The sequence below is a fragment of the Paenibacillus polysaccharolyticus genome (assembly GCF_900102085.1).
In the GTDB taxonomy this organism is placed as follows: domain Bacteria; phylum Bacillota; class Bacilli; order Paenibacillales; family Paenibacillaceae; genus Paenibacillus; species Paenibacillus polysaccharolyticus.
Genome location: NZ_FMVM01000010.1, coordinates 48,862 through 74,029 on the forward strand (window position 1 = coordinate 48,862; position 25,168 = coordinate 74,029).

General features: G+C 46.4%; 25 protein-coding genes. 17 read left to right on the forward strand and 8 right to left on the reverse strand.

Translation table 11 applies throughout. From position 1 onward, the window contains the following. Positions 1-113: 113 nt before the first annotated feature. Both BLQ13_RS14925 and BLQ13_RS14930 read left to right on the forward strand, forming a co-directional pair. Positions 114-731 carry a GNAT family N-acetyltransferase gene (locus BLQ13_RS14925; RefSeq protein ID WP_090921257.1) on the forward strand — a complete coding sequence of 206 codons (618 nt, stop codon included), beginning with the start codon at positions 114-116 and terminating at the stop codon, positions 729-731. A 199-nt stretch (positions 732-930) separates the two neighbouring features. Then, on the forward strand, positions 931-1,716 hold the full coding sequence (locus BLQ13_RS14930) for a glucose 1-dehydrogenase (RefSeq protein WP_090921389.1): 786 nt from the start codon (positions 931-933) through the stop codon (positions 1,714-1,716). Positions 1,717-1,801: 85 nt separating this feature from the next. On the opposite strand, the gene BLQ13_RS14935 is transcribed toward BLQ13_RS14930, so the two are convergent. From BLQ13_RS14935 to pdxR, 3 genes are read right to left on the reverse strand one after another with little or no spacing between them, the layout of a single operon-like run. Then, positions 1,802-2,248, reverse strand: a complete 447-nt coding sequence (locus BLQ13_RS14935) for a GNAT family N-acetyltransferase (protein WP_139168899.1) — start codon at positions 2,246-2,248, stop codon at positions 1,802-1,804. Then, the gene (locus tag BLQ13_RS14940; RefSeq protein WP_090921391.1) at positions 2,245-3,165 is read right to left on the reverse strand and encodes a D-alanine--D-alanine ligase; all 921 of its coding nucleotides are present in this window, start codon (positions 3,163-3,165) and stop codon (positions 2,245-2,247) included. Before BLQ13_RS14940 ends, BLQ13_RS14935 begins: the two co-directional genes overlap by 4 nt. A 28-nt stretch (positions 3,166-3,193) precedes the next feature. After that, complete coding sequence (pdxR, locus tag BLQ13_RS14945) at positions 3,194-4,651, reverse strand: MocR-like pyridoxine biosynthesis transcription factor PdxR (protein ID WP_090921393.1); 1,458 nt, start codon at positions 4,649-4,651, stop codon at positions 3,194-3,196. 697 nt (positions 4,652-5,348) lie between these two features. Here pdxR and BLQ13_RS14950 point away from each other — a divergent pair. Both BLQ13_RS14950 and BLQ13_RS14955 read left to right on the forward strand, forming a co-directional pair. Next, positions 5,349-5,705 carry a nucleotide excision repair endonuclease gene (locus BLQ13_RS14950; protein ID WP_090921395.1) on the forward strand — a complete coding sequence of 119 codons (357 nt, stop codon included), beginning with the start codon at positions 5,349-5,351 and terminating at the stop codon, positions 5,703-5,705. 242 nt (positions 5,706-5,947) lie between these two features. Beyond that, positions 5,948-6,694 carry a Bax inhibitor-1/YccA family protein gene (locus BLQ13_RS14955; RefSeq protein ID WP_090921397.1) on the forward strand — a complete coding sequence of 249 codons (747 nt, stop codon included), beginning with the start codon at positions 5,948-5,950 and terminating at the stop codon, positions 6,692-6,694. A gap of 112 nt (positions 6,695-6,806) precedes the next feature. On the opposite strand, the gene BLQ13_RS14960 is transcribed toward BLQ13_RS14955, so the two are convergent. Next, entirely contained in the window at positions 6,807-7,514 is a 708-nt protein-coding gene (locus tag BLQ13_RS14960) for a 4'-phosphopantetheinyl transferase family protein (protein ID WP_090921399.1), read from the reverse strand. A gap of 80 nt (positions 7,515-7,594) precedes the next feature. Further along, positions 7,595-8,467 carry an arylamine N-acetyltransferase family protein gene (locus BLQ13_RS14965; protein WP_090921401.1) on the reverse strand — a complete coding sequence of 291 codons (873 nt, stop codon included), beginning with the start codon at positions 8,465-8,467 and terminating at the stop codon, positions 7,595-7,597. 282 nt (positions 8,468-8,749) lie between these two features. Between BLQ13_RS14965 and greA the strand changes: the two genes are divergently transcribed. The 3 genes from greA (at position 8,750) to rlmN (ending at position 12,167) form a co-directional block, all read left to right on the forward strand. Beyond that, a complete protein-coding gene (greA, locus tag BLQ13_RS14970; RefSeq protein ID WP_090921402.1) occupies positions 8,750-9,226 on the forward strand; it encodes a transcription elongation factor GreA in 477 nt (158 codons plus the stop codon). Positions 9,227-9,539: 313 nt separating this feature from the next. Further along, complete coding sequence (locus tag BLQ13_RS14975; RefSeq protein ID WP_090921404.1) at positions 9,540-10,895, forward strand: sodium-dependent transporter; 1,356 nt, start codon at positions 9,540-9,542, stop codon at positions 10,893-10,895. A 153-nt stretch (positions 10,896-11,048) separates the two neighbouring features. Continuing rightward, a complete protein-coding gene (rlmN, locus tag BLQ13_RS14980) occupies positions 11,049-12,167 on the forward strand; it encodes a dual-specificity RNA methyltransferase RlmN (protein ID WP_090921406.1) in 1,119 nt (372 codons plus the stop codon). Positions 12,168-12,265: 98 nt separating this feature from the next. Here the strand turns inward: rlmN and BLQ13_RS14985 are convergent, their stop codons facing one another. Further along, positions 12,266-12,706, reverse strand: coding sequence for a GNAT family N-acetyltransferase (locus tag BLQ13_RS14985; RefSeq protein WP_090921408.1), 441 nt, complete (start codon positions 12,704-12,706; stop codon positions 12,266-12,268). 236 nt (positions 12,707-12,942) lie between these two features. Between BLQ13_RS14985 and BLQ13_RS14990 the strand changes: the two genes are divergently transcribed. From BLQ13_RS14990 to BLQ13_RS15010, 6 genes are all read left to right on the forward strand, one after another. Further along, on the forward strand, positions 12,943-13,383 hold the full coding sequence (locus BLQ13_RS14990; RefSeq protein ID WP_090921736.1) for a MarR family winged helix-turn-helix transcriptional regulator: 441 nt from the start codon (positions 12,943-12,945) through the stop codon (positions 13,381-13,383). 85 nt (positions 13,384-13,468) lie between these two features. Continuing rightward, positions 13,469-14,581 (forward strand): glycosyl hydrolase family 8, encoded by a 1,113-nt coding sequence (locus BLQ13_RS14995; RefSeq protein ID WP_090921410.1) that lies wholly within the window; start codon positions 13,469-13,471, stop codon positions 14,579-14,581. A 137-nt stretch (positions 14,582-14,718) separates the two neighbouring features. After that, positions 14,719-15,594, forward strand: coding sequence for a diguanylate cyclase domain-containing protein (locus BLQ13_RS15000; RefSeq protein ID WP_090921412.1), 876 nt, complete (start codon positions 14,719-14,721; stop codon positions 15,592-15,594). 18 nt (positions 15,595-15,612) lie between these two features. Beyond that, positions 15,613-15,756, forward strand: coding sequence for a hypothetical protein (locus BLQ13_RS28550; protein ID WP_167375743.1), 144 nt, complete (start codon positions 15,613-15,615; stop codon positions 15,754-15,756). Beyond that, positions 15,749-17,044, forward strand: a complete 1,296-nt coding sequence (locus tag BLQ13_RS15005) for a glycosyltransferase family 2 protein (protein ID WP_090921414.1) — start codon at positions 15,749-15,751, stop codon at positions 17,042-17,044. Before BLQ13_RS28550 ends, BLQ13_RS15005 begins: the two co-directional genes overlap by 8 nt. Positions 17,045-17,212: 168 nt before the next feature. Continuing rightward, positions 17,213-17,941: a class I SAM-dependent methyltransferase gene (locus BLQ13_RS15010; protein WP_090921416.1), complete on the forward strand. Its 729-nt coding sequence runs from the start codon at positions 17,213-17,215 to the stop codon at positions 17,939-17,941. A gap of 181 nt (positions 17,942-18,122) precedes the next feature. On the opposite strand, the gene BLQ13_RS15015 is transcribed toward BLQ13_RS15010, so the two are convergent. Beyond that, entirely contained in the window at positions 18,123-18,908 is a 786-nt protein-coding gene (locus BLQ13_RS15015) for an ABC transporter ATP-binding protein (protein WP_090921418.1), read from the reverse strand. Positions 18,909-18,994: 86 nt separating this feature from the next. After that, positions 18,995-20,224 (reverse strand): MFS transporter, encoded by a 1,230-nt coding sequence (locus tag BLQ13_RS15020; RefSeq protein WP_090921420.1) that lies wholly within the window; start codon positions 20,222-20,224, stop codon positions 18,995-18,997. Between the two features lie 115 nt (positions 20,225-20,339). Between BLQ13_RS15020 and BLQ13_RS15025 the strand changes: the two genes are divergently transcribed. The 4 genes from BLQ13_RS15025 (at position 20,340) to BLQ13_RS15040 (ending at position 25,160) form a co-directional block, all read left to right on the forward strand. Then, a complete protein-coding gene (locus BLQ13_RS15025) occupies positions 20,340-21,224 on the forward strand; it encodes a helix-turn-helix domain-containing protein (protein ID WP_090921422.1) in 885 nt (294 codons plus the stop codon). Positions 21,225-21,654: 430 nt separating this feature from the next. Continuing rightward, entirely contained in the window at positions 21,655-22,572 is a 918-nt protein-coding gene (locus BLQ13_RS15030) for an ABC transporter permease (RefSeq protein WP_418792713.1), read from the forward strand. A gap of 29 nt (positions 22,573-22,601) precedes the next feature. Next, a complete protein-coding gene (locus BLQ13_RS15035) occupies positions 22,602-23,483 on the forward strand; it encodes a carbohydrate ABC transporter permease (protein ID WP_090921438.1) in 882 nt (293 codons plus the stop codon). A gap of 81 nt (positions 23,484-23,564) precedes the next feature. Further along, on the forward strand, positions 23,565-25,160 hold the full coding sequence (locus tag BLQ13_RS15040) for an extracellular solute-binding protein (protein ID WP_090921452.1): 1,596 nt from the start codon (positions 23,565-23,567) through the stop codon (positions 25,158-25,160). Positions 25,161-25,168 lie beyond the last annotated feature (8 nt).

A 25,168-nucleotide genomic window follows, 5' to 3' on the forward strand; every position in this document is an offset into this window, starting at 1 on the left:
TACGAGGAGCTTCGGCGTTTGATCTGAAAGGATGAAACGACAAGGGAGTACCTCTATTGGAGGTGCTCCTTTTTGTCGTGTCATCACAAAATAATCCCTAAGAGGTGTTCTATATGAATCATCGTTTCACGATTGTTGCTAATTCAGTAATGTTACGTCCCTTTACCTTGCAAGACCAAGCCGCGCTGGCAACCTTGACACATCAGCCTGAAATTACCGACCTGTTACCCGATTGGAAGATGACAGAAGAGCAATTAAGTGAATTTTTGCAGTTTGTTGTAGGGAGTTATGAACAGTTTGATCCGCAGGATGTACGGATTATGCTTGCGGTCATTCATCAGGAAAGTCAGCGGTTGATCGGTTGGTGCGGTGTGTTTCCTAACGATATGCTTGATCCGTCTGATCGTGAGTTAGCTTATGCCATTTCACGCGATCACCGCAACAAAGGTTATATCACGGAGGCGGTACGAGCGTTGACAGCATATCTATTCGAACATACGTCGTTAAACCGGATTGTGGGCATCGTGAAGACGTACAACCCGGCTTCTCGTAAAGTGCTGGAGCATACAGGCTTCCAGTATGTGAATCGGAGACGTCTATCTGATGGGGAGGTCTATGATTATTTTGAACTTAACAGCACCCACTCCAATGGGAAAGCCACTGGGCGGGGTTCAGTTTCAGGATACACATCTTGGTGCAGACCGTGTGCCAATGCAGTGGAAACATTGTGATTTGGGAGACAGTCGTTTTGTCGACTGTGATTTTTCAGGTGTTGAGCTTGAAGCTTGTCAAGTGGCAGGAATGAAAATCAATGGGATTCCCATCGAGAAATTAATGGAGGCATATGAGTTGCCGAAGCCATGTTATAGTCCAATTTGAAAAGGGTATTGAAGTATGGATGATCTAAAAAATCATTAGGAGGTCTATACCATGACAGAACGGTTCACCGATAAAGTTGTCTTGATTACAGGAGGTGGCTCGGGGCTTGGCCGGGCGGCTGCAGTAGAGGTCGCGCGAGAAGGGGCAAAGCTATCTCTGGTGGATGTTAACATGAAGGCACTGGAGGAGACCAAGCGGGTAATTTCGGAAGAAGTGAACGGAGCTGAGTTTCTGTTGATCGAGGGAGACGTAGCCGATGAGGAAGCGGTTAAGAACTATGTTCGGGATACCGTGGACAAGTTTGGGCGCATCGATGCCTTTTTCAACAACGCGGGTATTGAGGGCAAGCAGAACCTGATCGAAAACTATGAAACCGAGATGTTCAACAAGGTAATCGACATTAATCTGAAAGGTGTATTTTATGGCCTAAAACATGTGCTGCCTGTGATGAAAAAGCAAGGCGAGGGCTTTATCGTCAACACCTCCTCCGTGGGTGGTATTCGCGCTGTGCCTAATCAGATCGCTTATGGGGCAAGTAAACATGCCGTTGCAGGCATGACCAAGGATGCTGCGATTGAATATGCAGAGCATGGTATTAGCATCAATGCAGTAGCTCCAGGAGCCATTTTGACAGACATGGTTATCGGTTCATTCAAACAGATTAACCCAAATGACTGGGAGTCGGCGTCCAAAGAGTTTGTAAAGGACAACCCGGCCAAACGTCTGGGTGATCCCAAGGAAGTCGGACGTCTGGTCGCATTCCTGCTGTCCGGTGAATCGCCATTTATCAACGGAGCCATCATTCCGATTGACGGTGCACAATCTGCCAAGTACTAAATCAGTCAGGATAAGATCATGAAACATAAATATGCCCTTCCGAGCCACATTAGCGCTTGGAAGGGCATATTTTGTTGTTTAGATTTCATTGAATGACATTTTTACTGAATCCGGTGCTGCCAGCCGTATAACCCATCCTCTGATAAAATGCATGCGCGGCTTCACGATCCGCACGATTGCCGCTGTTTAGCGATAGAGAGTCCACCTGCTGTTCGGCTGCTGACTGCTCAGCTGCGAGTAGAAGCTGACGGCCGATACCGGAGCCGCGGTAATGCTCATGAACAACCAGTGCCATGATGCGGCAATGTCTGCCGTTCTTTTCATATGAATAGGATGTCTGCATGCCAATCAGTCCTACTACACGTCCGCGCACTTCGGCTACCAACGTTGTATAATTGGCATCAGCAGCGATATGAGCGTATCTTTCCTGCATCTCGGCGTAGGTTGTGGGGTATCCCAGTTGATCCACGAGAATAACCATGTCCTGTAAATCCTGTTTGGTGCTATGCCGAATATTTACATCTAGACTCATACACGTGACAACTCCCCGGAGCGTTCTTTAAGAGATAGATCAATGATGGTGTCGAGCAACTTGGCAAAAGAAATCCCGGCAGCGGCTGCACTTTTGGGCAGCAGGCTGTTTCGGGTAAGCCCCGGTAAGGTGTTTACCTCCAGCACGTAAGGTACTCCATCCCGAATGAGCATATCCACCCTGGCGTAGACACTGCATTTGAGTACGTTGTAACAGGTTAGCGCAGCGGCTTCTACGCGCTGATGTAGCTCAGAAGGTAGTTGCACGATCTGCTCATCCGCACCGTTATCATCATACTTGGCAGCATAATCAAAAAAGGCAGCATTGGCACGAATCGAGATCACGGGTAGCATTTTACCGTCTACAATGGCGCAGGTAATCTCTTCACCCTCAATATATTGCTCAATCATTACACTGTCATCCCAGGCAAGAGCAGCCTCTACTGCGGCAGGCAGGGCTGATGGCTCATGAACGATCTGTGTTCCAATGCTGGAACCGCCTGAGTTGGGCTTGACGACCACCGGGTACGTTAAGTGCTGGACAGCCACAGAGGACAGATCTTGCATTCGATTCACTTGAAGCCAGTCTCCGGTGAGTACCCCTGCTTGCCGCATGAGCTGTTTGGACATGTCCTTATCCATGCATACGCTACTTGCAAGTACGCCGCAACCTGTATAGGGAATGCCTAGGGATTCAAGCGTGCCTTGCACCGTGCCGTCTTCTCCGTATTTTCCGTGCAGGGCAAGCAAGGCTACATCAATTCCATCCGATTTGTCGATCAAATCACGTTTGGAATTCAGCTCAATCGGTATGATCTCGTATTTACTTCTGTCCAGATTCGCAATCATCTCCTGTCCGGTGAGCAGGGATATATCCTGCTCTGAAGATGTACCGCCCATAATAACGCCGACTTTCATGTGAAAATCCTCCCCTAATGTTATTAAATCAACTCATCATGCTCGCAACGGTTTCCCCGATGATACGGATGCCTTTGCGGATGTTCTCGTCACTGACTCTGGAGAATCCAAGCCGCATGGTGTGAAGCCCTTGACCAGGCTCCAGATAAAAGGTATCTCCGGGAGTAAAGGTTACCCCGTTTACTTTACAGGCAGCTAGCAACTCTCTTGTTCGCACTTCTGGTGGAAACTGCACAAACAGATGCAAACCGCCTGCTCCGGATATTTGACACATCGGCAGATGCCTTTTGAGACAATGCACAGCGAGTTCATATTTTCGCTTGTACTCTGTACGAGCCCGTTTTAGATATTTTTCAAAATTGCCGTTGCTTAAATATTGATATAACAGAGACTGATCCAGAGTAGACGTATGAATACTGCGCGCCCGCTTCATGCTTTCCAGATAATCGATCAAAGTAGCATCCGCGATAATCCAGCCCACACGCAGTCCGGGAAACAATACTTTGGAGAAGCTGCCGAGATAGACAAGGCCGTTACCCTTACCCATACTGGCGATCAAGGGTGAGACATGGGAGCCGGAATAACGAAGCTCTTCGTTAAATCCATCCTCAATGATCGGAACTTGATATTCGTTCATTAAACGTATAATTTCAGTTCGTTTTGCAGGCGAAGTCACGATTCCAGTCGGATTGTGATACGAGGGCACAAGATATGCCAGATCATATGCACTTCCAGCCAGCTGTTGCTCTAGCTGCTTCAGATCCAGGCCATCCGGTTCCATATCGATACCGGTTAGCTGAAACTGGTGCAACTTCAGGTTTTTGATCGCCGTGTGATGTGTAGGGTTCTCACAGAGTGCTTTACCGCTCTTCTTGCGCAATGCCCCAAGGAGCAGGTCAAATCCCTCCGTAAACCCGTTCGTAATCAAAATATCCTTACCCGTAAGGTCGACCCCTTTGTTTTCCATGTAGTTCATCAAATAATTCATGAGCGGTTTATATCCTTGCGCGTAGCCGTAATTAAGTAAAACTTCTCCTTCAAGTGACATGCGATCCAGGAAGGCCCGTTTCACATTTTGAAGATCAAACAGTTTTTCATCCGGCGCGATGCTGGTAAAGGAAATTTCGCCGCGCTCGGCTCCTGAGCCATGTTTCATCAGATCATATTGCTCTGCCTGGATTGCATAATCACTTACCTCTGCCGTCCAGTCTAGTTGCCAATGGATTGCATTGGTCTGCTGCGTCTCAATAAGTGTGCTGACGTAATTACCCTTACCTTTGAGCGCATAGATCAACCCTTCTTCTTCAAGCTCTGCGTAGGCGAGCAGAATGGTGCTTCGGCTTACCTTCATCAACGTGCTCAGCTCACGGGTTGAAGGCAGTTTCTGATTGGGTTGCAAACCGCCTTTTAACATTAATCGTTTCAAATAATCTTTGACTTGTATATATACAGGGCGGTCCTCCGTCAATTGCAGATCGGAATACATCCCATCACTCCCTCTACTGGTATCTTGCCATATTATAAACCCAGCAGAAAGAACCACGATACCTCTGTTTCGTAGCTAAGGTGGCCTGAGTTGTACGCACAACGGGAAAAAGCCCTGGCTCATATGCCGGGCTGGAGGTGAAGCCTGTTCAATTCTAAGGGTGTAATACTATTCTGTTCTAGCTACAGTTGAATGTTCTGACTAGTCTCTAGAAATACCTGTCTGTATAATTCTAAGTGGATCTACTTCCTATGCGATATGCTTTGTCTATATTATTCTAATTCTAGATGATAAACTTGATGCTGTAATAAAAAGAAATCTTAAAAGGCTAATTATTGCCACTCAATGCTTGCTGCAATAGGTTTTCGTAAAGATGGTGATTCTACAATCTACTTCAAAGCTACGGTTCTTACTAACTGTACTCTTCTCGTGTGCACGTCACCGAATTCAGTATGAAAAAGATGAAAAATGGTAGGCTCTATAAAACGAGCGTGGATACAAAGACATATGTCTTAGTGCCCAAATTCTTCCTCATACCCCTATAGTACCACTTTGAATCAGGGAAGTTAACCTTTTTTTTGAAATATTTGTCGCAAAAGCGAAAATTCCGTGAATTGTACTTCTTTTAACTCGAAATGGTGTCGGATTATGATGTGTGTTAGGATGTATTTCTATAGAATATAAGGAAGTGAAATGGATGATTCAGATTACGGTTCCTACACCAGATGTGACCATTACCAAGCAGGAAAATCCGCAGTTAAGCCACATTTATGGATTTACTGATTTTCACCTGATTACGCGCGAGCAAGGCGGAATTTACATGTTTTATAATGCCGCAGGTGAGTTGTTATTTGTCGGGAAAGCGCGAAAATTAAGACCGCGAATCAAAAAGCATTTTGAAGATACGGTATCTCCAATGAAGAATCACCGCGACGAAGTCACAAAGATTGAAGTTTGTTTGGTAGAAGATCCAATGGATCGTGAAATTTATGAGACCTATATCATTAACACGATGCGGGCGAAGTATAATGTAGACAAAGTTCTATATAAGTAAGTAAACAAGTTTATTTAAGGTGCACAAGCAAGAACGTAAGCTTGAAATGCATTTAGGACATATGTCCTAGGTTCGTGTGCAGGTGGACAGGATGTGATCCATGGATTGCATCCAACTCCATTCCCTTTGCAAATATAGTTCTACGTAACAAATATAGAAGCTAAAAAGTTCACTTTTCAAGGAAGTAGCACTAGAAAATGGGTTTCACAGATTTACCCAATACATAAGAAGAGGTGATTGTGTTGATCGGTCGTAGCGGTAATCCTACACTTAAGGACAGCACGTTTGAGAACAGAGGATATGGAGAGGATCGGTACCAGAACTACATGACGATTAACGGCACGGTGAACAAAGCGTTCATCACGTTGATCATTTTGCTGGGCAGTGCATTTGCAACCTGGATGATGTTTTTCAAAGGACAAGAAGTGATGCCGCTTGCCTATGGCGGGTTAATTGTCGGTTTTATTTTGGCGCTAATTATTTCGTTTAAACCGGTGGTATCACCATATCTTGTACCGATCTATGCGGTAGCAGAGGGAATGTTCCTGGGTGCACTATCGGCAAGTTATGAGTCCTTGTACAACGGAATTACGTTACAAGCTGCCTTGCTAACCATGGCGGTGTTTGTTGCCCTGTTAACAGCCTATAAAACGCGGTTAATCAAAGCAACAGAGAACTTCAAGTTAGGCGTAGTGGCTGCAACGGGCGGTATCATGATTATGTATTTGCTTAGCTTTGTGCTCGGTCTGTTCGGCATCACGGTTCCATATCTTCATGAGAACAGCCTGATTGGTATTGGCATCTCGGTTGTGATTGTCATTGTTGCCGCGCTTAATCTGGTACTGGATTTCGATTTTATTGAAGGTGGTGCAGAACAAGGGGCACCCAAGTATATGGAGTGGTACGGTGCGTTCGGGTTGATGGTCACGTTGGTATGGTTGTACATTGAAATCCTTCGTCTGCTCAGCAAACTGCGAAGCCGCGACTAATCTTACCGTTACAGTTATATGCGTTTACAGATAAAAGGAGCGAACCGCCGGGGATTTATACCACCGGATGGATTCGCTCCTTTTTTAAGTTTTACAGGTCTTTCTCTGAAAATTAAACCAATACAGCGTATAGGCTCTCCAGCGTCACGATCTCGGGCTGGCTTGGCAAATCGCCTTCTGTAGCACAGGCAGCGAACATATGCTGTTCATCCAATGGGTGACTGTAGAAGCGATGCCTAACGATCTGCCCGTCTTGGTTGCATCTCCAATCAGGCTCTCCATGTTGCTGAACATGGGGCAGAATAGCGAAGGAACTCAGCGGCATGGACAAGCCCATGCCTACAGCTTTAATGTAGCTCTCTTTTAGCGTCCACAGGCGATAGAAGGTATGCCGCTGTTGATCGGCAGGCTGTGCTGCCAGATACGTATTCTCTTGTGGCGAGAAGAAACGCTCTGCGATCTGCAGGTCAATCGGTGCTATTTTCTCCACATCGACACCGAGTTCATCTTTACCTCCAGCAATCAGTGCAATCCAATCGCCGGAGTGCGAGACATTAAATTGTGCATCAGCATCGTGAGTAAGGGCGGGTTTTCCATATTTGTTACGGGTAAACGTAATCTCTCTATGTCCTAGGCCGGTCAATTTGCTTAACTTCACACGGGTCAGCACTTCACCTAGCACTGACCGATATGCATCTGCTTGATGCATGAAGCGTGAAGCCTGTGCCCGCCGCTCTTCAGAGACGGATGACAGAAAAATACCCCAATATGGTTCAGGTATAACGGAGGGCACTTGCAGTACTTGTATAGTTATCATCATTTATCACCTGACGTTGTATTCGGCATAGATGACAGGCTTTCCTCTATATTTATCCTTATCTCGCGTTTTTCTCCAATGGATCAGGCTAGTTGTGTTTTTTTCCATTCTTCATGCGCAATCTGTATCCGTTCCCACATCTCCCTACGCTCTTGTTCCGTATAAATCACTAACGGTTCATAGAAAAGCTTGGTTAGTATGTCTTTCCACTCATTGTAATTTCGGATTTCTGTCTTGCTAATGCCTTCGATTCCATGCGTTCGAAGCACGCATCCCCTAAGCTCATAGCTGTGGCCTGTATCTCTCTGACGGAGCAGAAATGCGTTATGCCAGGGTGAATCCACGGATTGGCTGTAGAATTCATGCTTGGGAATAAACTCTTCAAGACGGGTAAGCTCCTCGGGATCATAATCCACTCCCATGCTTGGTCCGTTAGGCTCGTATTCAAGCCTCCATCCACCAGGAACAACGGAAGAAGGCATCAATGTATACGTAAACGGTGCGGGTCCATAGGCTCCGTAACGGAGAGGGAGCGGATCAAAAGGCATGCCTCCCAGACCGACATCTACAATCCAACGTTCCACATTCGGGTCCGCATCTGGCAAAGAGACGGACAGACCGAGATGGAACGAGTTCACACGTGGCTGTTCTCCATGCGGCTGAACGCCCGCGCGGTGCCAGTGCACCGTATATCCCAGGGAATGAAGTAAAACACTGAATGCGCCGTTCAAATGGAAACAGTAGCCACTGCGTCCTTGCAGGATCAACTGCACGGATTCTTGCAGATCGATGCCTGCAGGCCTGCCCGCAAAAATATCGACCGTTTGCCAAGATAGATGATGGATATGTGCCTGTTGCATCTCGGCAAGGAATTCTAAAGTCGGTTTCTTGATTGTATCTATGCCTATCCGTTTCAGATAAGCGTTTATTTCAGCTAGAGTCAATGTAACATTCATCTCGATCACCTCAAGTCATATCATGGGCTGCAGGGGAAATGCCTCAAACGCTACTGCCTTGAATTCATTGTATAAGTGAGCATCTGAAATGCACACACAAGTTTATTATGATTGTACCGGTACAATTCTGATGATACTCATAGTGGAAATAGGGTACACATATATATTTTGTGCACGTTTATGATAAATGATAGTTTGGTTTCTTTTTCCGGGGTATGTTAACCGTTTGGAGTGGAAATAGGTTAGAATAGAGATAGATAGCAGGATTAGGAGATGGAAAACATGGCTAATGATGAAGTGATTTTGACACAGGAAGGCTTGGAAAAGCTGGAGGAAGAACTGAAGGAACTGAAAACGGTGAAGCGCAAGGAACTGGCAGAACGACTGAAGCTTGCGATCAGTTACGGGGACCTGAAGGAGAACAGCGAGTATCATTCAGCCAAAGATGATCAGGCATTTATGGAGACCCGCATTCTGATTCTGGAAAAGATGTTAACCAAAGCAAGAGTCATCAGCTCAGATAATATGGATTCCAATAAAGTAAGTATTGGTTCAACAGTGATATTGAACGACCTTGAGTTTGCTGAAAAGATCGAGTATCAACTGGTCGGCCCGGCGGAAGCGGATGTATCCAACAGCAAAATTTCTTATGAGAGTCCATTAGGCAAAGAGCTGATGGGCAAAGAAGTAGGAAGTGTGATTCATGTCAATGCTCCAATGGGTGTAATCAAATATGAGTTGCTAGAGATCAAAATCTAGACAGCATCGAGCGAAAACAATACACATATGCGGGACAATACCCTGCGATATATAGACCATCTTTCAAAAAGGGGATGTTTCAGAGGCTATAAAAAGAGCTGTCTGAAACATCTTTTTTTTGTGTTTTCCCAAGTTAACTCAGGGTTCATTGTTGATGGGTGATGGTTAAGTTTCAGGTTATTTTCCAATACTGAATTCATCCTGAAATCATCTCCAATATGGTGAATTTTCGACAAATACTGATTTTTGCATGACCTGACACCCCGAGTAGTATATAATTACGGGAAAACTTTAAAGTGATGGAGTAGATACAATGAATTTGAGTAAGTCTGATCTAGACCCAAACAACGCTGGCAAAGGGGAACGCTTCTCGCGTGCCGGTTTTATTCTTGCGGCCATCGGTAGTTCCGTAGGTCTCGGTAACATGTGGAAATTCCCTTATATTACGGGCGAAAATGGGGGAGCAGCTTTCTTCCTGCTCTTTATTATCTGTCTTTTGCTGATTGGTTTGCCTGTCTTGCTTGCCGAACTTGCTATTGGACGAAGTGGACGGGGGAGCGCAGCAACTGCTTTTATTAAAGCAGGTGGACATAAAGGTTGGTTAGCGGCTGGTTTACTGCAAGTATTAACGCCTTTTATCATTCTGTCCTTCTACGTCATCATCGCAGGATGGACATTACAATATGCTGTAACTTCGTTCAGTGGCACGTTGTTTAATAATCCGGATTATGGCGCACAATTCGGCAGTTTTGTCGGCGGTTATATGCCGATTGTATGGCAGTTGGTTTCTGTCCTGATCACAGGCTGGATTGTAGCGAAGGGTGTATCGAACGGAATTGAGAAGTTTAACAAAATTCTAATTCCAGCCATGCTGGTTCTGTTAATTGTGTTGATGATTCGTGCCGTTACGCTGCCAGGGGCAGGTGCGGGAGTTTCCTTTTTCTTGAATCCGGACTTCTCCCAGCTTACAACGGAGTCGGCATTGGTTGCGCTCGGACATGCCTTTTTCTCGCTGTCGCTGGGTATGGGTATCCTCGTAACGTATGGTTCGTATGTGGATAAAAGCCAATCCCTGGGTGCGGCAACAGTTGCTGTTGGTGCGGGCGACTTGCTCTATGCCTTTATCGCGGGACTGATCATCTTCCCGACGACGTTCTCTTTTGGCATTGCACCAGACCAAGGGCCGTCCCTGATCTTCATTGCGCTGCCTGCAGCATTCTCGGCAATGCCGCTAGGATTCCTGTTTGCCGGATTGTTCTTTGTTTTGCTGGCAATCGCAGCGCTGACATCAGCAGTTTCACTGCTTGAGGTTCCCGTTAAATACTTCATGGAGCGTCTTTCCTGGAGTCGTAACCGTGCGGTGTGGGTCATCTCTCTCGCTGTCTTCATTGTGGGACTACCTTCCGTGCTGTCGCTCGGACTGTTCCCGGAGTGGAAGATCGGATCGAAGAGTGTGTTCGACTGGATGGACTTTATGGCATCCAACATTCTGTTACCTGTAGGTGGGTTGTTGGTTACAATCTTTGCGGGATACTTTTGGAAAACGGCTGCTGAGGCAGCTGGTCTGAGCTCAGGCTGGTTCCGCATCTGGCTCTTTATGCTTCGTTATGTTGCACCTATTCTGGTTCTGCTCGTTCTGCTGCATACGTCTGGCATTATTCACTTCTAGACCGGCTGCGCAGATTTACCAAGCATAAAACCTCTTGGAAGAAATGCAAAAGCCCTTGTGTTCCCTTGTTAATTTTGGGACAATACAGAGTAGAGGTTTTTTGGGTAAGACGACCGATGAGCCATATGTTTTTTGCGAAAAGAGGTTTATACCATGATTAAATCATCCATATATGGATTAACATTAGAGCAATTACGTAGTTGGCTGCCCGAGCATGGGCAGAAGAAATCCCGAGCTTCCCGCATTTGGGAGTGGTTATACCAGGAGCGGGTGCATGATTTTAACGGCATGTCCGATGTGCGTCAAGAATGTTTGGATGTGCTCACTGAGCATTTCACGATGAATTCACTAAGTGAACATGTGAAGCAGGAGTCGGCAGACGGTACGGTGAAATTCCTGCTCCGTTTGCAGGACGGAAACCTGATCGAGACGGTGCTCATGCGGCAAAAATATGGCTTGACTGTCTGTGTTACCACACAGGTGGGATGTAATATTGGCTGTAGCTTCTGTGCCAGCGGGCTGATCAAGAAGAGCCGTGATCTCTCCGCAGGAGAGATTGTAGAACAGATCATGCATGTACAACGGCATCTGGATGCAGCGGGTCAAGGTGAGCGCGTTACAAACGTTGTGGTAATGGGCATTGGCGAACCATTTGATAACTTTGAACATATGAGCAACTTTATCGAAGTGATCAAGGATCGCAAAGGTTTAGCTCTCGCAGCGAAGCGAATCACGGTGTCCACGAGCGGATTGCCGGATAAAATCAAGGAATTTGCAGACAGCAGTCTGCAGGTGAACCTTGCGATCTCACTGCATGCGCCGAATAATGAGCTACGTACACATATCATGAAGATCAACCGGGCATTCCCGATTGAACAATTGATGGATGCGGTGGATTATTATTTGGAGAAAACAAACAAACGCATCATGTTTGAATACATTTTGCTGCGGGATGTGAATGATCAGCGGAAACATGCGGCTGAACTCGCAGAACTGCTGTCCAGTCGTAAGAGCATGGTCAGTGTGAATCTGATTCCATATAATCCGGTGGATGAGCATAGCCAGTATCAGCGTAGTACGGAGGAGTCCATCTTGGGTTTCTATGACACGTTGAAAAAGAACAACATCAACTCTACGGTACGTATGGAGCATGGTACAGACATTGATGCGGCTTGCGGACAGCTACGTAGCAAGCAGATGAAAAATGCGGAAGCTAAAGCAGATGTAAAAACAGCTGCAAAACCAGATGCCAGCCGTCTGGCTTTGGGATAAAAAACACAACAAACGCCTTTATGTACTCACTGACGAAGTGAAGATAGAGGCGTTTTCTTTGAGTTGCAAGCTAATTTCGAACGGAGAGATCATGTCTCTTAGTTCAGCTTTTTTGTCATCAGCAGATGGGGGATGCCATCCTCCATGAATACTTCAGAAGCAGGAGCATAGCCAAGACGTTCATAGAAGCCGGAGGCTTGGACCTGTGCGTGCAGCTTGGCTTTCTCTAATCCGTCCTCCTTAGCCATCTCCTCCAGCTTGTTAATTAACACACGGCCTAGGCCATGCTTGCGGTAATCCAGCATCACGCAGATGCGTTCCAGCTTGGCTACTTGCTCTACGATGCGTAGTCTGGAGGAGGCGGCAGGTACACCATCCACATAGAGTAGGATATGGCGTGCTTCGGTACCTAGCGCATCAAATGCATCGAATTCATCGGAGGCAGATACGCCTTGCTCTTCCACGAAAATGGCCATACGAATGGCAAAGCACGCATCAAGCAGTTCCGGGGTGTTTGCTTCAACAACAGTTATATTCATGAATCGTTCTCCTTTACCTAGTCGGATGGAATATCGGAATGGAATTGAAAGTGATACACTGAACTAGTGTAGTTATATCATCAATTATGTTGCGAATGCAACAATTTTATAGGAGTGTGAACTCTGTGACAGAACCGAAAGAACCTAAATTAGCCAACGAACCGACTCAGCCGAACGATGAATCGCAGGAAGTACATGAACTGAACGAGCCTAAGGAAGTGTTGCGCGAAATTGGCATGATTGCCCGCTGTCTGGATTCCATCAGCAATGTGGAGTTTCAGCATTTGAACTTGTCCCGAGGGCAGTATTTGTATTTGTACCGTATTTGCGAGAACCCCGGTATTATTCCGAATCAGCTGGCTGAACTGATCAAGGTGGATCGTACAACGGCAGCAAGAGCGATTAGCAAACTGGAATCGGACGGTTTTATTATCAAACAGCCGGCATTGGGTAATAAGAAGAATAAGGTGCTGTATCCAACCGAGGCTGGGCTTGAAGCGTGGCAGTTCATTCGCAAAGAAGGTGTGCATTCAGATCAGGTAACGTTGGATGGTCTGACACAGGAAGAGATTGAGACAGCAATCCAGTTGCTGCGGAAGATGAGACATAACATTGAGGTCGATTGGAAATTTGTCAAAAAGGGCGGACGCCGCCCATACATGGATATCCATGATTAAGCGCACACTGTGGATAAGGCCTACTTCCAAAAATGTAAGAAGTGGCTCAGTTGCTCCGTCATATATTCCCGTCAGGAGGAATGGTGTGAAGTTTATTTTCCGAAAAAAGCGTTCATGGTACATATTACTTGCGATTGTTGTAACTGTAGCGATTGTAGTGCTATGGAGGGAGCGGTTTGTGATGGAGAAGGTGTCCCCTACAGTCGCCTTTGTTAAGGAACATATGACGAATCCGAATGGCACACTTGCAACCTATTTGCAGGAAACGGCGTCGGAGAGAGCGGACATCGTTGCTGGCCGAGAGGCACTGTCGGAGTCGCTTGGATTGTGGATGCAGTATGCTTTGGCAAGTGATAACGAAGATATGTTCGAGCAGGCCTACAAGCAACTCCAGACATACTATGTGATCAGGCCCGACATCTATATCGCCTGGAAGCTTGATCCTCAAGGGAAATCCCATGTGGCAACCAACGCGTTAGGTGACGATCTGCGGATTATGGGGGCTCTGTTGCAAGCGGCAGACAGGTGGAATCAAGGCAGAGCAGACAAACTGGCGACCGCATCGGCCCTTTCCCGAACATTAACGCAGCGAACCGAGCAACAGGGGTACCTGGTTGATTTTTATGATTTCAAAAGTGGACATTCCACGGACACCTTAAGTCTGGTCTATGTGGATTTGCTCGCCTTGCAAGCGATGAGAGACCATCAGATGCTGGGTCTGGACGTTTACAGCAGGTACGAGGATATACTGCATAAAATGCCTGACGATGGATTATTCTATCCGAAGAGCATGAATGTCAATACCAGGGCTTACAGCTACGATGACAAAGTTAATCTGATTGATCAGCTCATCGTTGCCAATCATGTGATGGAGATGGGGCACAAACCCGATAAGCTGATTGCTTTTCTGAAAAAAGAGTTCGGCACTCGGGGCAAGCTCCCCGGACAGTATGATCGTAGAACACAGAAACCAGCCGTAGATTATGAATCGGCATCGGTATATGGTCTATCCATCCTGCTTGCTGTTCGCTCAGGTGATCCAAATTGGGCAAAGCAGCTGTATCAACATATGATCACACTGCGAGGGCAAGACACACGATATCCGGGCGGTTACGTATTTGACGGAAACACCCACCTGTTTGATAACTTGTTTCCGTTGCTGGGTGAAACTTATTTATATAATTTTCTTAAAAAGTAAATTTTTATTTATATAATCCAAGATTATATGTTACTATATTATTGTCTTTAATTGTCGATTTTTGTTGAAGTTTTGGTTATAAAAAAAGAGGTGTTGGCACCGAGTCATTCTGAAATTCGATGCAGAGAAGGAGGACTATGAGAAATAACGCACCTACCCAGCGTCTGGCCTGGGGTTACGCAATCTTGATTAGTCTCGCCATCGTACAGCAGTTCTTTGTATATCTCCACTTGTACATGAATCAAAGCTACACCAAGCTGGATGTTGTACTTAGCATAGCGTCACTAGGGGCGCTAGCCGCGGGGCTTTTGCTTCCTGTTGGTGTATCCGTCGTCCTGATATTTGTATACTTGGTCACTTATTTTGTGTGGCTCGTGACTTTCGCAGAACCCAATGCGCTCGTGTTTTCCTGGTGGCTACTTATCCCGGCGAACACGGCAATCGCTGCTTATATCAAAAGAAGACTTGTGCGTAGTGCACGGGTGATTGAACGTCTGGAGCAAATGAAGGATCACAATCCAGAGATCGATCTGGATACAACGCTGGGCAATAAGGAAGCGCTTGGAGATACATTGGTTAAACAGAGCAACCTTGCCAGACGTTATTCAGACTGCTATGGATTCAGCATCGCCATGTTTAAGATTGAATTTCTGCCGCTTGTGCAGGAGTCACTTGGTTCAGTTCAGTATTCCCAATTCCTGCTTGAGATCTCACAGTCGATTCAGAAGCAAATTCGATACGAGGATCACAAATTTTTTGTGGACCGCGGACGATTTGTCATTTTGTGTCCGATGGTCAATGTGGATTACTTACCGATGTTAACCCGTAGGATTAAAAAAAATATTATGGATATGGATGTGCTCGATAAAAAGGGGAACCAGCTCCAGACCATTATCAAATCAGGTGCACTGGTTTTTCAGAAGGAACAATTCAGCAAGTATGACAATCTGGACGCTGTTCTTGCCGCGTTGGAACGAAACACGGAGACGGATTTAATCGGGGAATATATTTAACCGAAAGGAGCGAGGCTTATGGATTATATGTCCTGGTTTATCCCGATCTGTATTGCCGTCAGTTGTATTTTTGTGGTGTTTACCATCGGATTAACGATTGCCACGCTCCGATTTCGCTCTAGGGTAATTCGAAGGTATGATCGGAGGAAAACGGATGGCTGATTTCATTCTGATCTTGTCGATATTCAGTATTTGGATCGCTGTGTTCGAATCGATCGTCATTATGGCCGGGGCTATTCGTTTTATCCACAAGCAGGAGAAGAAGGGCATTCAGATTCCGGAAAATATGGATCATTATCCGAACGTCACGGTTATGGTACCTGCTCATAACGAAGGTCTGGTCATCGTGGCAACAGTGGAGCATATTTTGCGACTGAACTATCCTGAGGATAAGGTGCAGGTGATTGTCATTGCAGATAATTGCACAGATGACACAGCCGATCGGTTAAAATCGTTCCTTGGACAGACCAGTTATGTGCACCGTAACGTCACGGTACTTGAACGCAAAGGTACGGGGGGGAAATCCGGTGCGCTGAACGACGGCCTGGAACTGGCCACCGGCGATTGGATCTGTATATTTGACGCAGACGCTGCTCCAGAGCGAAATTCACTGATGTTCCTCGCACAAAAATCACTGGAGAATCCTGAACAGTACGGGGTTGTATTTGGCCGAAACAAAGCACGTAACCGTGGTCAAAACTTCCTCTCCAAATGTATTAATCTCGAAATTATAACGTCTCAGCGTGTCTACCACACCGGGCTTTGGGAGCTGTTCAAGCTGGGGACGATTCCGGGCACAAATTATATTATTAAGACAAGCCTAATCCGGGAAATCGGTGGCTGGGATGTGACCGCCATTACGGAAGATACGGCGTTGTCGTTTGAAATTATGAACCGGGGCCAGTTGGTGGCCCTAGCGCCGCAAGCGGAAGCATATCAGCAGGAGCCAGAGCAGCTTGGTGTATACATGAAACAGCGTGAACGCTGGGCCAAGGGGAACTACCAGGTGGTCCTGGATAACATTCATAATCTGTTCAATCGTTCCAGCTGGCGCAATAAATTGCTTGTTCTCTACTATGCGGTCAGTTACTTCTGGTTTATGTTGGCTATTATTGTGTCGGACATTATTTTTGTGGTGAACCTTGTTTATCAGGTTATCGCAATATTCAAACCGGAGGTCAGTTCTCCATTCCAGTTTGCCGGGGACGCATACGTCTACCTGGTCATTGGTTGGGCACTGATGTATTTTATCTATGTTCTACAGATCAATCTGGCACTGGCAGCGGATATCGGGCAGAGCAACACCCGGAATTTCATCTACGCATGTGTATCCTATTTCACATATGCTCAGCTCTTTATTCTGATCTCGATCCGGGCCTTCTACAATCTGCTGATGGACAAGATTCGTAAACGCGAGAGCAAATGGTACAAGACCGAGCGATTTGGCTAGGAATTAAACAACTCAAACCAAAGTAGAAGGCTGTTTGCGGAGTGGGCTCCGACAAGCAGCTTTTTTATGGTGAGAGATGCTTTAATCCGGTATACTTTTACAGAATATAGCCCGCAGCAGGGTGAACCACACTAGTGTATAACTCATAGAATGGGGGTCAGTGCAGATATGAGTGAAAGAGGTTCTGATTTTTACGATAATAATGAGGTATTTGAGACGTATATGGAACGTCGGCAAGGCCAGGATAACGCCAATGATACGTTGGAGAGACCGGTTATGCTGGAGTTGGTCGGGGATGTTACGGGTAAACATATTCTCGATCTCGGCTGTGGTGACGCAAAATTTGCGGTAGAACTACTTGGCGAGAGGTATAATGGCTTGTCTTATACAGGTATTGAAGGTTCAACGAATATGGTTCGGGCTGCCCGCAAGTCCGTTCAGGGATTGAATGCCCGGATTGAGCAATCTTATCTGGAAGAGTGGACGTATCCTGTACATTCATATGACCTTGCCATTTCAAGACTGGCGATCCACTACATCGAGGATGTTGAAAGCCTTTTTCGTAAAGTGTATGGGGCACTTAAAAAAGATGGAACCTTTGTTTTTTCGGTAGAGCACCCGGTGATTACTTCAACGCTGCAACCCTCCGGAACACGAACCAATTGGATCGTAGATCAATACTTCGTCGAGGGATATCGGGAGCAACAGTGGCTTGGCGGTTCCGTCCAAAAAATGCACCGTACCATTGAATCGTATTACATGGCCTTGCAAGAAGCTGGATTCCGAGTGGAGCAATTGCGTGAATCAGCACCTAAGCGTGCAGAATTCGTCAATGAAGAGACGTATCAGCGCAGACGGCGTATTCCGCTTTTTCTGTTTCTCTCCGCACGGAAGTAGGCTAAGGAAGAGGCAAACATAGAATCGAAGTTATGCTCAGATTGGCGAAAGTTTTACACAGAAAACCGTGGATAACACAATATATAGGGATAGAAAACCCAAAAACTATCCACATGTGGATAAGTCTTTGGGTTTTGCTGTTTATTCCGCCTCACTCTGTTCCTTTTGGATACAGATAATTCTAACCTTTAGATGCTGCTGCCCGTACATAAACTCGTTCACCATGCTGATCTACTTCTACTGGGGCTTCAAAGAAATCACTTAATACGTCCTGTGTCATGAGATCAGCGGTTAATCCACACCCAAAAACTTCACCCCGACGGAGCAAAAGGCTGTGACTGAAGACGGGCAAAATTTCCTCGGTATGATGCGTTACATAGATCAGCGAAGGTGAGTCTGAACGTGCTGTCAGTTCACTGATGCTGTCCAGTAGACGCTCTCTGGAAAATAGATCAAGCCCATTACAAGGCTCATCCAAAATGAGCAGCTGTGGATTCGCCATCAGGGCACGGGCAATGAGCAATTTCTGCTTCTCCCCCTGCGAGCAAGTGCGATACTCACGATCCCACAGATGCTGGCATCCCAGCGTTTGCATCCAGTGCATCGCCTGATTCAAATCCTCGTCTGCCAGTTTGTCATATAGACCGATCGTAGCGTGTTTCCCACTAATCACGACATATTGCGTGCGGTCAGAAGCGTATAGTTTCTCTTGCAAGGAGGAACTTACCCAGCCAATCGACTTTCGAAGCTCCCTCAGGTCTACACTGCCATATTCATGACCGAGTACCGAGATGTTGCCTTCCGTAGGCCACAGGTAGCCGGTAATCATATTGAGGAGCGTTGTTTTGCCAGAGCCGTTCAGGCCAAGCAGCGCCCAGTGTTCGCCTTTGTTTACACGCCAGCTAACATCATTCAGCAGGGTGAGGGATTCTCTTTTCCAGGTCACATGCTGTATATCAATGATCATTGAACCATCCCTTCTCTCTGATAAATATCGCGCCTCCGTTTCTCAACTTATTGTATTGGAACTGTTGTGGAAGTATCAATAGCTTGCTAAGCTTTAGCGGATCGATCATTGCGCAAGAATACAGCACACACGCCGATCAGGGGCAAAAAAGAACACAGCCGGATGACGAATGAAATGCTGGTCACATCAATCAGAGAACCGATGACAACCGAACCCAGTCCAGCCATACCAAATGACAGGCCGAAGAACAGTCCAGATACTGTACCAATGTGACGCGGCAGCAATTCCTGAGCGTATACGATAATAACACTGAAGCCCGACATCAGGATTAATCCGATGATACCGCATAGCACCATAGACAGGACAGGGCCTGCATAAGGAAGCAGTAGTGAGAACGGAGCGGTACCAGCAATGGAAAACCAGATCATCGGTTTACGCCCGTAACGATCCGCGAGTGGCCCGCCAAGCAAGGTTCCAATCATGCCTGCGAATTGAAGGATAAACAAGCAGAGCTGCGCCTTGGATAGGGGGAGATGATGCACATCCGTGTAATAAAAGGCGTAGTATCCTGTCATAGCCGCAATATAAACAAACTTGGAGAATAATAGCAGGATGAGAACGCTCATGGAAATAAAGATTCGTCTTCGACTCACAGGCGGTGGCGTTGCTTCTGATTCATGCAGTGCGTGCTGTACGGACTGTGTCCGATGGGGGCTTGCGGCATTCAGCTTATTCTTGTACCAGCGGCTAACTGAAGCTTGGATAAGGATACCGATAAGTGCAAAGGCCATTAGCCACAGAAATTGTAACTGACCATGCGGAAGCAGTACAAAAGCAACCAGTAGGGGGGCAATAGCTTGTCCGGTATTCCCGCCAACCTGAAAGATGGACTGTGCCATGCCGCGCCCTCGACCGGCAGCCAGATGGGCAACACGTGAGGATTCGGGATGAAGAATGGATGAGCCGATACCAATCAGCGATGCGGATACGAGTAGCATCCATAACGATGACGAAAGGGCAAAGCCCAGAATCCCGAACAGGGAAAATATCATGCCGCCGGGCAGCAGAATAGGCATGGGTTTGCGATCGGATATATAGCCGATCAGTGGTTGCAGCACCGAAGCAGTAATGTTTAGTGCAAAGGCAATCCAGCCCATCTGTGCAAAGCTGAGATGCATGGCTTGTTGGAACAGCGGGAAGGCTGACGTAACAACCGTTTGCATGGCATCATTCAGCAGATGGGCGAAACTCACCCCTGCAAGGGCCCAGTTCGCTGCGTGGTTTAGTTGAATTTTGTTTACGGCGGCTTGAGCCATCATAGATCACCTCGGATATTTTTATCCATAATAAAAGATAGCTGGAGAGCTTGTCTTTGTGAAAAGTGCTTGGAATCTAAGCACGATTTGCTATAATGTCAGCAGGTGAGAAACGATGGAATTAAATATGACATTCAATGGTTTAGAGTTATGGAAAGCTTCTGGCGGGTTCGCCAATGAACCTCATATGCATGATGACTGGTATCAGGTAACCCTGCCCATTAGAGGTCAATGTTTGCTGGTGCAGGAACAACAGACATATACATTACAGGCTGGATTCGGAATCATCGCCCATCCCCGGACGGAGCACTTTTTTGAGATCGGTTCGGACGCAGCCGTCATTGTCATCAAGTTTCGTAATCTACCAAGAGGATTAGCAGACCGCGGTTCAAGATCAGTTCATTCTGAATTACAGATCACCCAAGCTTTTGATCCTGCAGAGATCAGCAGACTGTTCCGAGGATGGCATGTGACTGGGCTGGAGGATGAACCGGACCCGTTGCTCATTCAGGAAACCGAGCTGTCTGTAGAGCAGTATCTTGAACGCATATTGTCTGGACCCGAGCATTCGCATATAGAAGCAAGAGAAGCTGGTTCCATATGGTCCGGGAGTCCCGAGGGGCTATTGCTTTCTGGCAATAATCGTCCACATTTCCTTGGAGTTACCGGGAGTAATTTGGGCATAGATCCTCATATGCAGCGTGTATTAGAGTATATTCACAGTGACTTCACAAACCCGATGGATATCGACTCCATGGCAGCGGTAGCACATCAGAGCAGGTATCATTTTATGCGCTCGTTCAAAATGCTGACAGGTTCAACGCCGTACCAGTATCTACTGAATTTACGTGTGGAGGAAGCCGTTCGTTGTCTGCGCAATACAACCGAATCAGTGACGGAAATAAGCTTTGCACTGGGATTCTCACATGTCAGTCAGTTCTACAGAGCGTTTCAGCGTGTTAAGGGTGTAACACCGATGCAATTTCGCAATCAGTTATGATACGTCGTTGTAATACATGTTGGGGCGGAATAGCAACGCTATTTCTGCCCTTTTTTCTTTTTCCAATGCGGGTACCATGCAATATTCACGTCTGCTCCTCGGGGCATGGCGTTATAAAAATTACAGGGTATTCCTGATTTTATTGTTGCTAAACATTCAAGACTCTGCTAAGATGAGAAAAAGTTTATGAAAGCGTATACATTTAAATCAAAATTACAACGTTGTAATTATGGGGGATGTAAGATTTGAAAAAGCATAGTTGAGGCATGAACGAGACTGAATAAATGCGATTTTTCTTGTAATTATGCGGTATAGTATAGGTCGTTACAAAATTGGAGTTAGCCTAATATCAGATGTATTACAGGGGAACAGATTTTTTTTATCAAAAAATTCAAACGTTGTAATTTTGGAACGAAGGGGAGTGTTTACGTTGAAAAAACGCATGTCCACGCTGTTCAGTCTGATTCGGCGGGATAAGTATCTGTTGCTGATGTTCTCACCAATCTTTCTGTATTATCTGATCTTCATGTATCTGCCCATGCCGGGTGTACTGCTTGCCTTTCGCAACTTTATACCGGGTCAAGGCATGTTCAGTGGCGAATGGGTGGGGCTGCGCTGGTTTGAGCAGTTCGTCAACTCGATTTACTTCTGGCGGTTATTGCGTAATACCTTTTTACTGGCCTTTCTGCCACTCTTGTTCGGTTTCTCCATCCCCATTCTATTTGCAGTCTGCATCGTAGAGATTAAGAATCGAACCTTTAAACGCTTCGCGCAAACCGTAACTTATCTTCCTCACTTTATCTCCACCGTTGTGGTGGCCGGCATTATTATCAACTTCCTATCACCAACAGACGGTATTATCAACACCCTGATCGCAAGACTCGGTATGGAAAAAATAAACTTCATGATGGATGCCAGCTGGTTCCGCACCATTTTCACAAGTTCAGACATCTGGCAGAGCTTTGGTTTTAGCTCCATCATCTACATCGCAGCCATTATGGGCATCGACCCCGAGATGTATGACTCCGGCAAAATTGATGGCGTGAACAAGTTCCAGGAGTTATGGCATCTAACCCTGCCAAGCATCAAACCAACCATTGTTATTCTGTTGCTACTGTCGCTCGGCGGTATCATGAGCGTAGGTTTCGAGAAAGTATACCTGCTCTATAACGGAGCCACATATGAAACGGCAGATGTACTGTCTACTTATGTGTACCGTATGGGGATCGAGGGTCAGAACTATGGATTCGCCACAGCTATTGGACTATTCAACTCCATTATCACCTTTATCCTTGTTTTTGCAGCCAATACTCTGACTCGCCGCCTGACCAAAATGTCACTCTGGTAAGACAAACACTGATCCAAAGGAGAGCCTGTATGCAAAAATCGAGAAGTGACCGATTATTCTATGTCTTCGTCTACCTGCTGACCATTCTGGCGGTTGTAGTCACCTTATATCCATTCCTGTACGTGGTCAGCATTTCCTTCAGCTCGGTGGATGCCATCGATAAACAAAAAGTGGTGCTCTGGCCTGTGGGGTTCACTCTCTCAGGATATAAGATGGTACTGCAGTACAAGGAACTGTGGGTGTCCTTCTATAACACGGTCTGGTATACCGTTGTAGGCACGTTGCTGAACATTGTAGCAACTTGCCTGGCTGCATTTCCTTTGTCGAGACAGCAGTTTTTTCTACGGCGCAAGCTGAACTTTTTTATCGCTTTCACCATGTATTTCTCAGGTGGACTCATTCCGGTCTACATGCTGATCACATCACTCGGTTTGTACAATACTCGTTGGGTGATGGTGCTACCTGTACTGGTGATTACGTTTAACGTAATGATCTGCCGCTCGGCCTTTGAAGGCATTCCGAATGAAATTTTTGAAAGCGCAAGCATTGATGGAGCGAATGAGATGACGATGTTGTATCGTCTGGCCGTTCCAATTATCAAGCCTACACTAGCCGTGCTGACGCTGTACTACGCCGTATTCCACTGGAACAATTTTTTCTCAGCCTTACTGTATCTAGGCAAACAGGATATGCAACCGCTCCAGATGTTCCTGCGAAGGGTGCTGATCATGGCTTCGCCAGAAGTTATGCAGAAGATGGGCGGTACGATGACATCCGGTGCACTGGCGGTTTCATCGCTGCAAGTTCGTTATGTGTCTATCGTGGTCAGCATTCTGCCGATCGTGATGATCTACCCGTTTATCCAACGGTACTTCGTTAAGGGCATTACCCTCGGAGCCGTGAAAGGATAGAGTGCATTACCAAGCACCACAGTCATTCAAGCAAGTCATTCAAGGGAGTTCAAAAGGGTTCATACCAAGGAGGAATGATGGATGAAAGTCAAAGGGGCAGGAAGAAAAAGTGTAATTGCGGCGATACTTGCGATCAGTTTGGCGGGTTGTAGCGGGGGAACGGGTGCAGGAACCGATGCGGGGAAAACACCTGAGAGTACAGAAAAAGCCTTCAATTATACCGGCGCTGGGCCGGTAACGGATCAACCGGATGCGAAGCTGTCAGTCCTGGCAACGAACGCATGGACAACCAACGTGGATCTGTCCACCGCAGCCATCGTTAAGAAAATTGAGAGTAATGCGGGTGTGAAAGTAGATTGGGATCTGATCCCTCCTCAAAACTATGCGGATGCGGTCAATCCGAGGCTGGCTGCCGGCACAGGGCTCCCGGATATCGTGTACCTGCCGGATCAGGATCAATTAATGAAGTACATTAACAGCGGTCTGTTCATCCCGATTAATGACCTGGTAGAGAAGTATGGCGTTAATCTCAAAAAAATATATGAAAAGTCGCCATCCGTGAAAGCCAGTTTAACCACGCCAGATGGTAAAATGTATTATGTTCCACAACAAACGCTGACGCGTAACTACATGCCTGTGTTCATGGTGAATGAGCGTTGGCTCAAAAAGCTGGGATTATCTGAGCCAACTACGCTTGATGAGTTCACAGCGATGCTGCGCAAATTTAAAACAGATGACCCGAACGGCAACGGCAAAGCCGATGAGATTCCATTGTCCATGGAATCGAAGTTTATCCCTATGGCCTTCGGTCCAGCCTTTGGACTTGATCTATCGAACAATTTCTATGCAGACGATCAAGGCAAAGTGCACTTCAGCTATTATGAGCCAGCCTACAAGGAATACCTGACTTACTTGAATGGTCTGTACAAGGAAGGTCTGCTCGGGGTGGACTACGCGAGCACTACAAGCGACCAGGTTACTTCACGGATCTCGCAAGACGTAACGGGAGCGACGTTTAACTTCAGCTGGTATATGTCGATGGTTTACAGCCCGCTCTTCAAGGATTACAAGCCCGAAGAGCCGATCATCAAAGGCATTCTACCATTAAAAGGGCCGCATGGAGATCAGTTCTACATCGGACGTACACCGGTTAGTGGTATCTTCGGCATCAGTAAAGATAGCAAAAATCCGGAACTGGCTTTCCGCTTCCTGGATTATGCAGTCAGTGATGAAGCACAGACATATTACACTTGGGGCATCAAGGATGATACGTATACAGAAGAGAATGGCGTGAAGAAATTCACGGATAAAGGTAAAGACAATGAATATATCCAAAAGCTCGGAATTGGCCCAGTCAACCTGCCAAACATCCAGTCCACGGATTCAGCGGATTCGATCGTTGCACCTTGGCATGCGAAGCTGGACAAAGAATTAGAGAAATATGTGCGTGAGCCGTTCCCGTTTGTGTATGCTTTACCGGATGAAGCGAGCGTAGAGAGCATGTCCATGCCTGACATTACCACATATGTAGAAGAGATGAACTTCAAATTTATTAGTGGTGATGCAAGCCTCGATCAGTTCGACAAGTACATCGAGACACTCAAAAGCATGAATGTTGAACAGGTGATCGCAGGCAGACAAGCACAATACGATCGCTATAAAGCTGCACAGAAATAGGAAACAGG

Excerpts from the sequence above, each read along its gene's own strand:
- BLQ13_RS15000 (WP_090921412.1), top strand. The coding sequence starts at position 14,719 with ATGAGAAATAACGCACCTACCCAGCGTCTGGCCTGGGGTTACGCAATC.
- pdxR (WP_090921393.1), bottom strand. The coding sequence starts at position 4,651 with ATGTATTCCGATCTGCAATTGACGGAGGACCGCCCTGTATATATACAA.
- BLQ13_RS15005 (WP_090921414.1), top strand. The coding sequence starts at position 15,749 with ATGGCTGATTTCATTCTGATCTTGTCGATATTCAGTATTTGGATCGCT.
- BLQ13_RS14935 (WP_139168899.1), bottom strand. The coding sequence starts at position 2,248 with ATGAGTCTAGATGTAAATATTCGGCATAGCACCAAACAGGATTTACAG.
- BLQ13_RS15015 (WP_090921418.1), bottom strand. The coding sequence starts at position 18,908 with ATGATCATTGATATACAGCATGTGACCTGGAAAAGAGAATCCCTCACC.
- BLQ13_RS14925 (WP_090921257.1), top strand. The coding sequence starts at position 114 with ATGAATCATCGTTTCACGATTGTTGCTAATTCAGTAATGTTACGTCCC.
- BLQ13_RS14965 (WP_090921401.1), bottom strand. The coding sequence starts at position 8,467 with ATGAATGTTACATTGACTCTAGCTGAAATAAACGCTTATCTGAAACGG.
- BLQ13_RS15010 (WP_090921416.1), top strand. The coding sequence starts at position 17,213 with ATGAGTGAAAGAGGTTCTGATTTTTACGATAATAATGAGGTATTTGAG.
- BLQ13_RS14985 (WP_090921408.1), bottom strand. The coding sequence starts at position 12,706 with ATGAATATAACTGTTGTTGAAGCAAACACCCCGGAACTGCTTGATGCG.
- greA (WP_090921402.1), top strand. The coding sequence starts at position 8,750 with ATGGCTAATGATGAAGTGATTTTGACACAGGAAGGCTTGGAAAAGCTG.
- BLQ13_RS14940 (WP_090921391.1), bottom strand. The coding sequence starts at position 3,165 with ATGAAAGTCGGCGTTATTATGGGCGGTACATCTTCAGAGCAGGATATA.
- rlmN (WP_090921406.1), top strand. The coding sequence starts at position 11,049 with ATGATTAAATCATCCATATATGGATTAACATTAGAGCAATTACGTAGT.
- BLQ13_RS15020 (WP_090921420.1), bottom strand. The coding sequence starts at position 20,224 with ATGGCTCAAGCCGCCGTAAACAAAATTCAACTAAACCACGCAGCGAAC.
- BLQ13_RS15035 (WP_090921438.1), top strand. The coding sequence starts at position 22,602 with ATGCAAAAATCGAGAAGTGACCGATTATTCTATGTCTTCGTCTACCTG.
- BLQ13_RS14960 (WP_090921399.1), bottom strand. The coding sequence starts at position 7,514 with ATGATGATAACTATACAAGTACTGCAAGTGCCCTCCGTTATACCTGAA.
- BLQ13_RS14975 (WP_090921404.1), top strand. The coding sequence starts at position 9,540 with ATGAATTTGAGTAAGTCTGATCTAGACCCAAACAACGCTGGCAAAGGG.
- BLQ13_RS14950 (WP_090921395.1), top strand. The coding sequence starts at position 5,349 with ATGATTCAGATTACGGTTCCTACACCAGATGTGACCATTACCAAGCAG.
- BLQ13_RS14990 (WP_090921736.1), top strand. The coding sequence starts at position 12,943 with ATGATTGCCCGCTGTCTGGATTCCATCAGCAATGTGGAGTTTCAGCAT.
- BLQ13_RS14930 (WP_090921389.1), top strand. The coding sequence starts at position 931 with ATGACAGAACGGTTCACCGATAAAGTTGTCTTGATTACAGGAGGTGGC.
- BLQ13_RS28550 (WP_167375743.1), top strand. The coding sequence starts at position 15,613 with ATGGATTATATGTCCTGGTTTATCCCGATCTGTATTGCCGTCAGTTGT.
- BLQ13_RS15040 (WP_090921452.1), top strand. The coding sequence starts at position 23,565 with ATGAAAGTCAAAGGGGCAGGAAGAAAAAGTGTAATTGCGGCGATACTT.
- BLQ13_RS15025 (WP_090921422.1), top strand. The coding sequence starts at position 20,340 with ATGGAATTAAATATGACATTCAATGGTTTAGAGTTATGGAAAGCTTCT.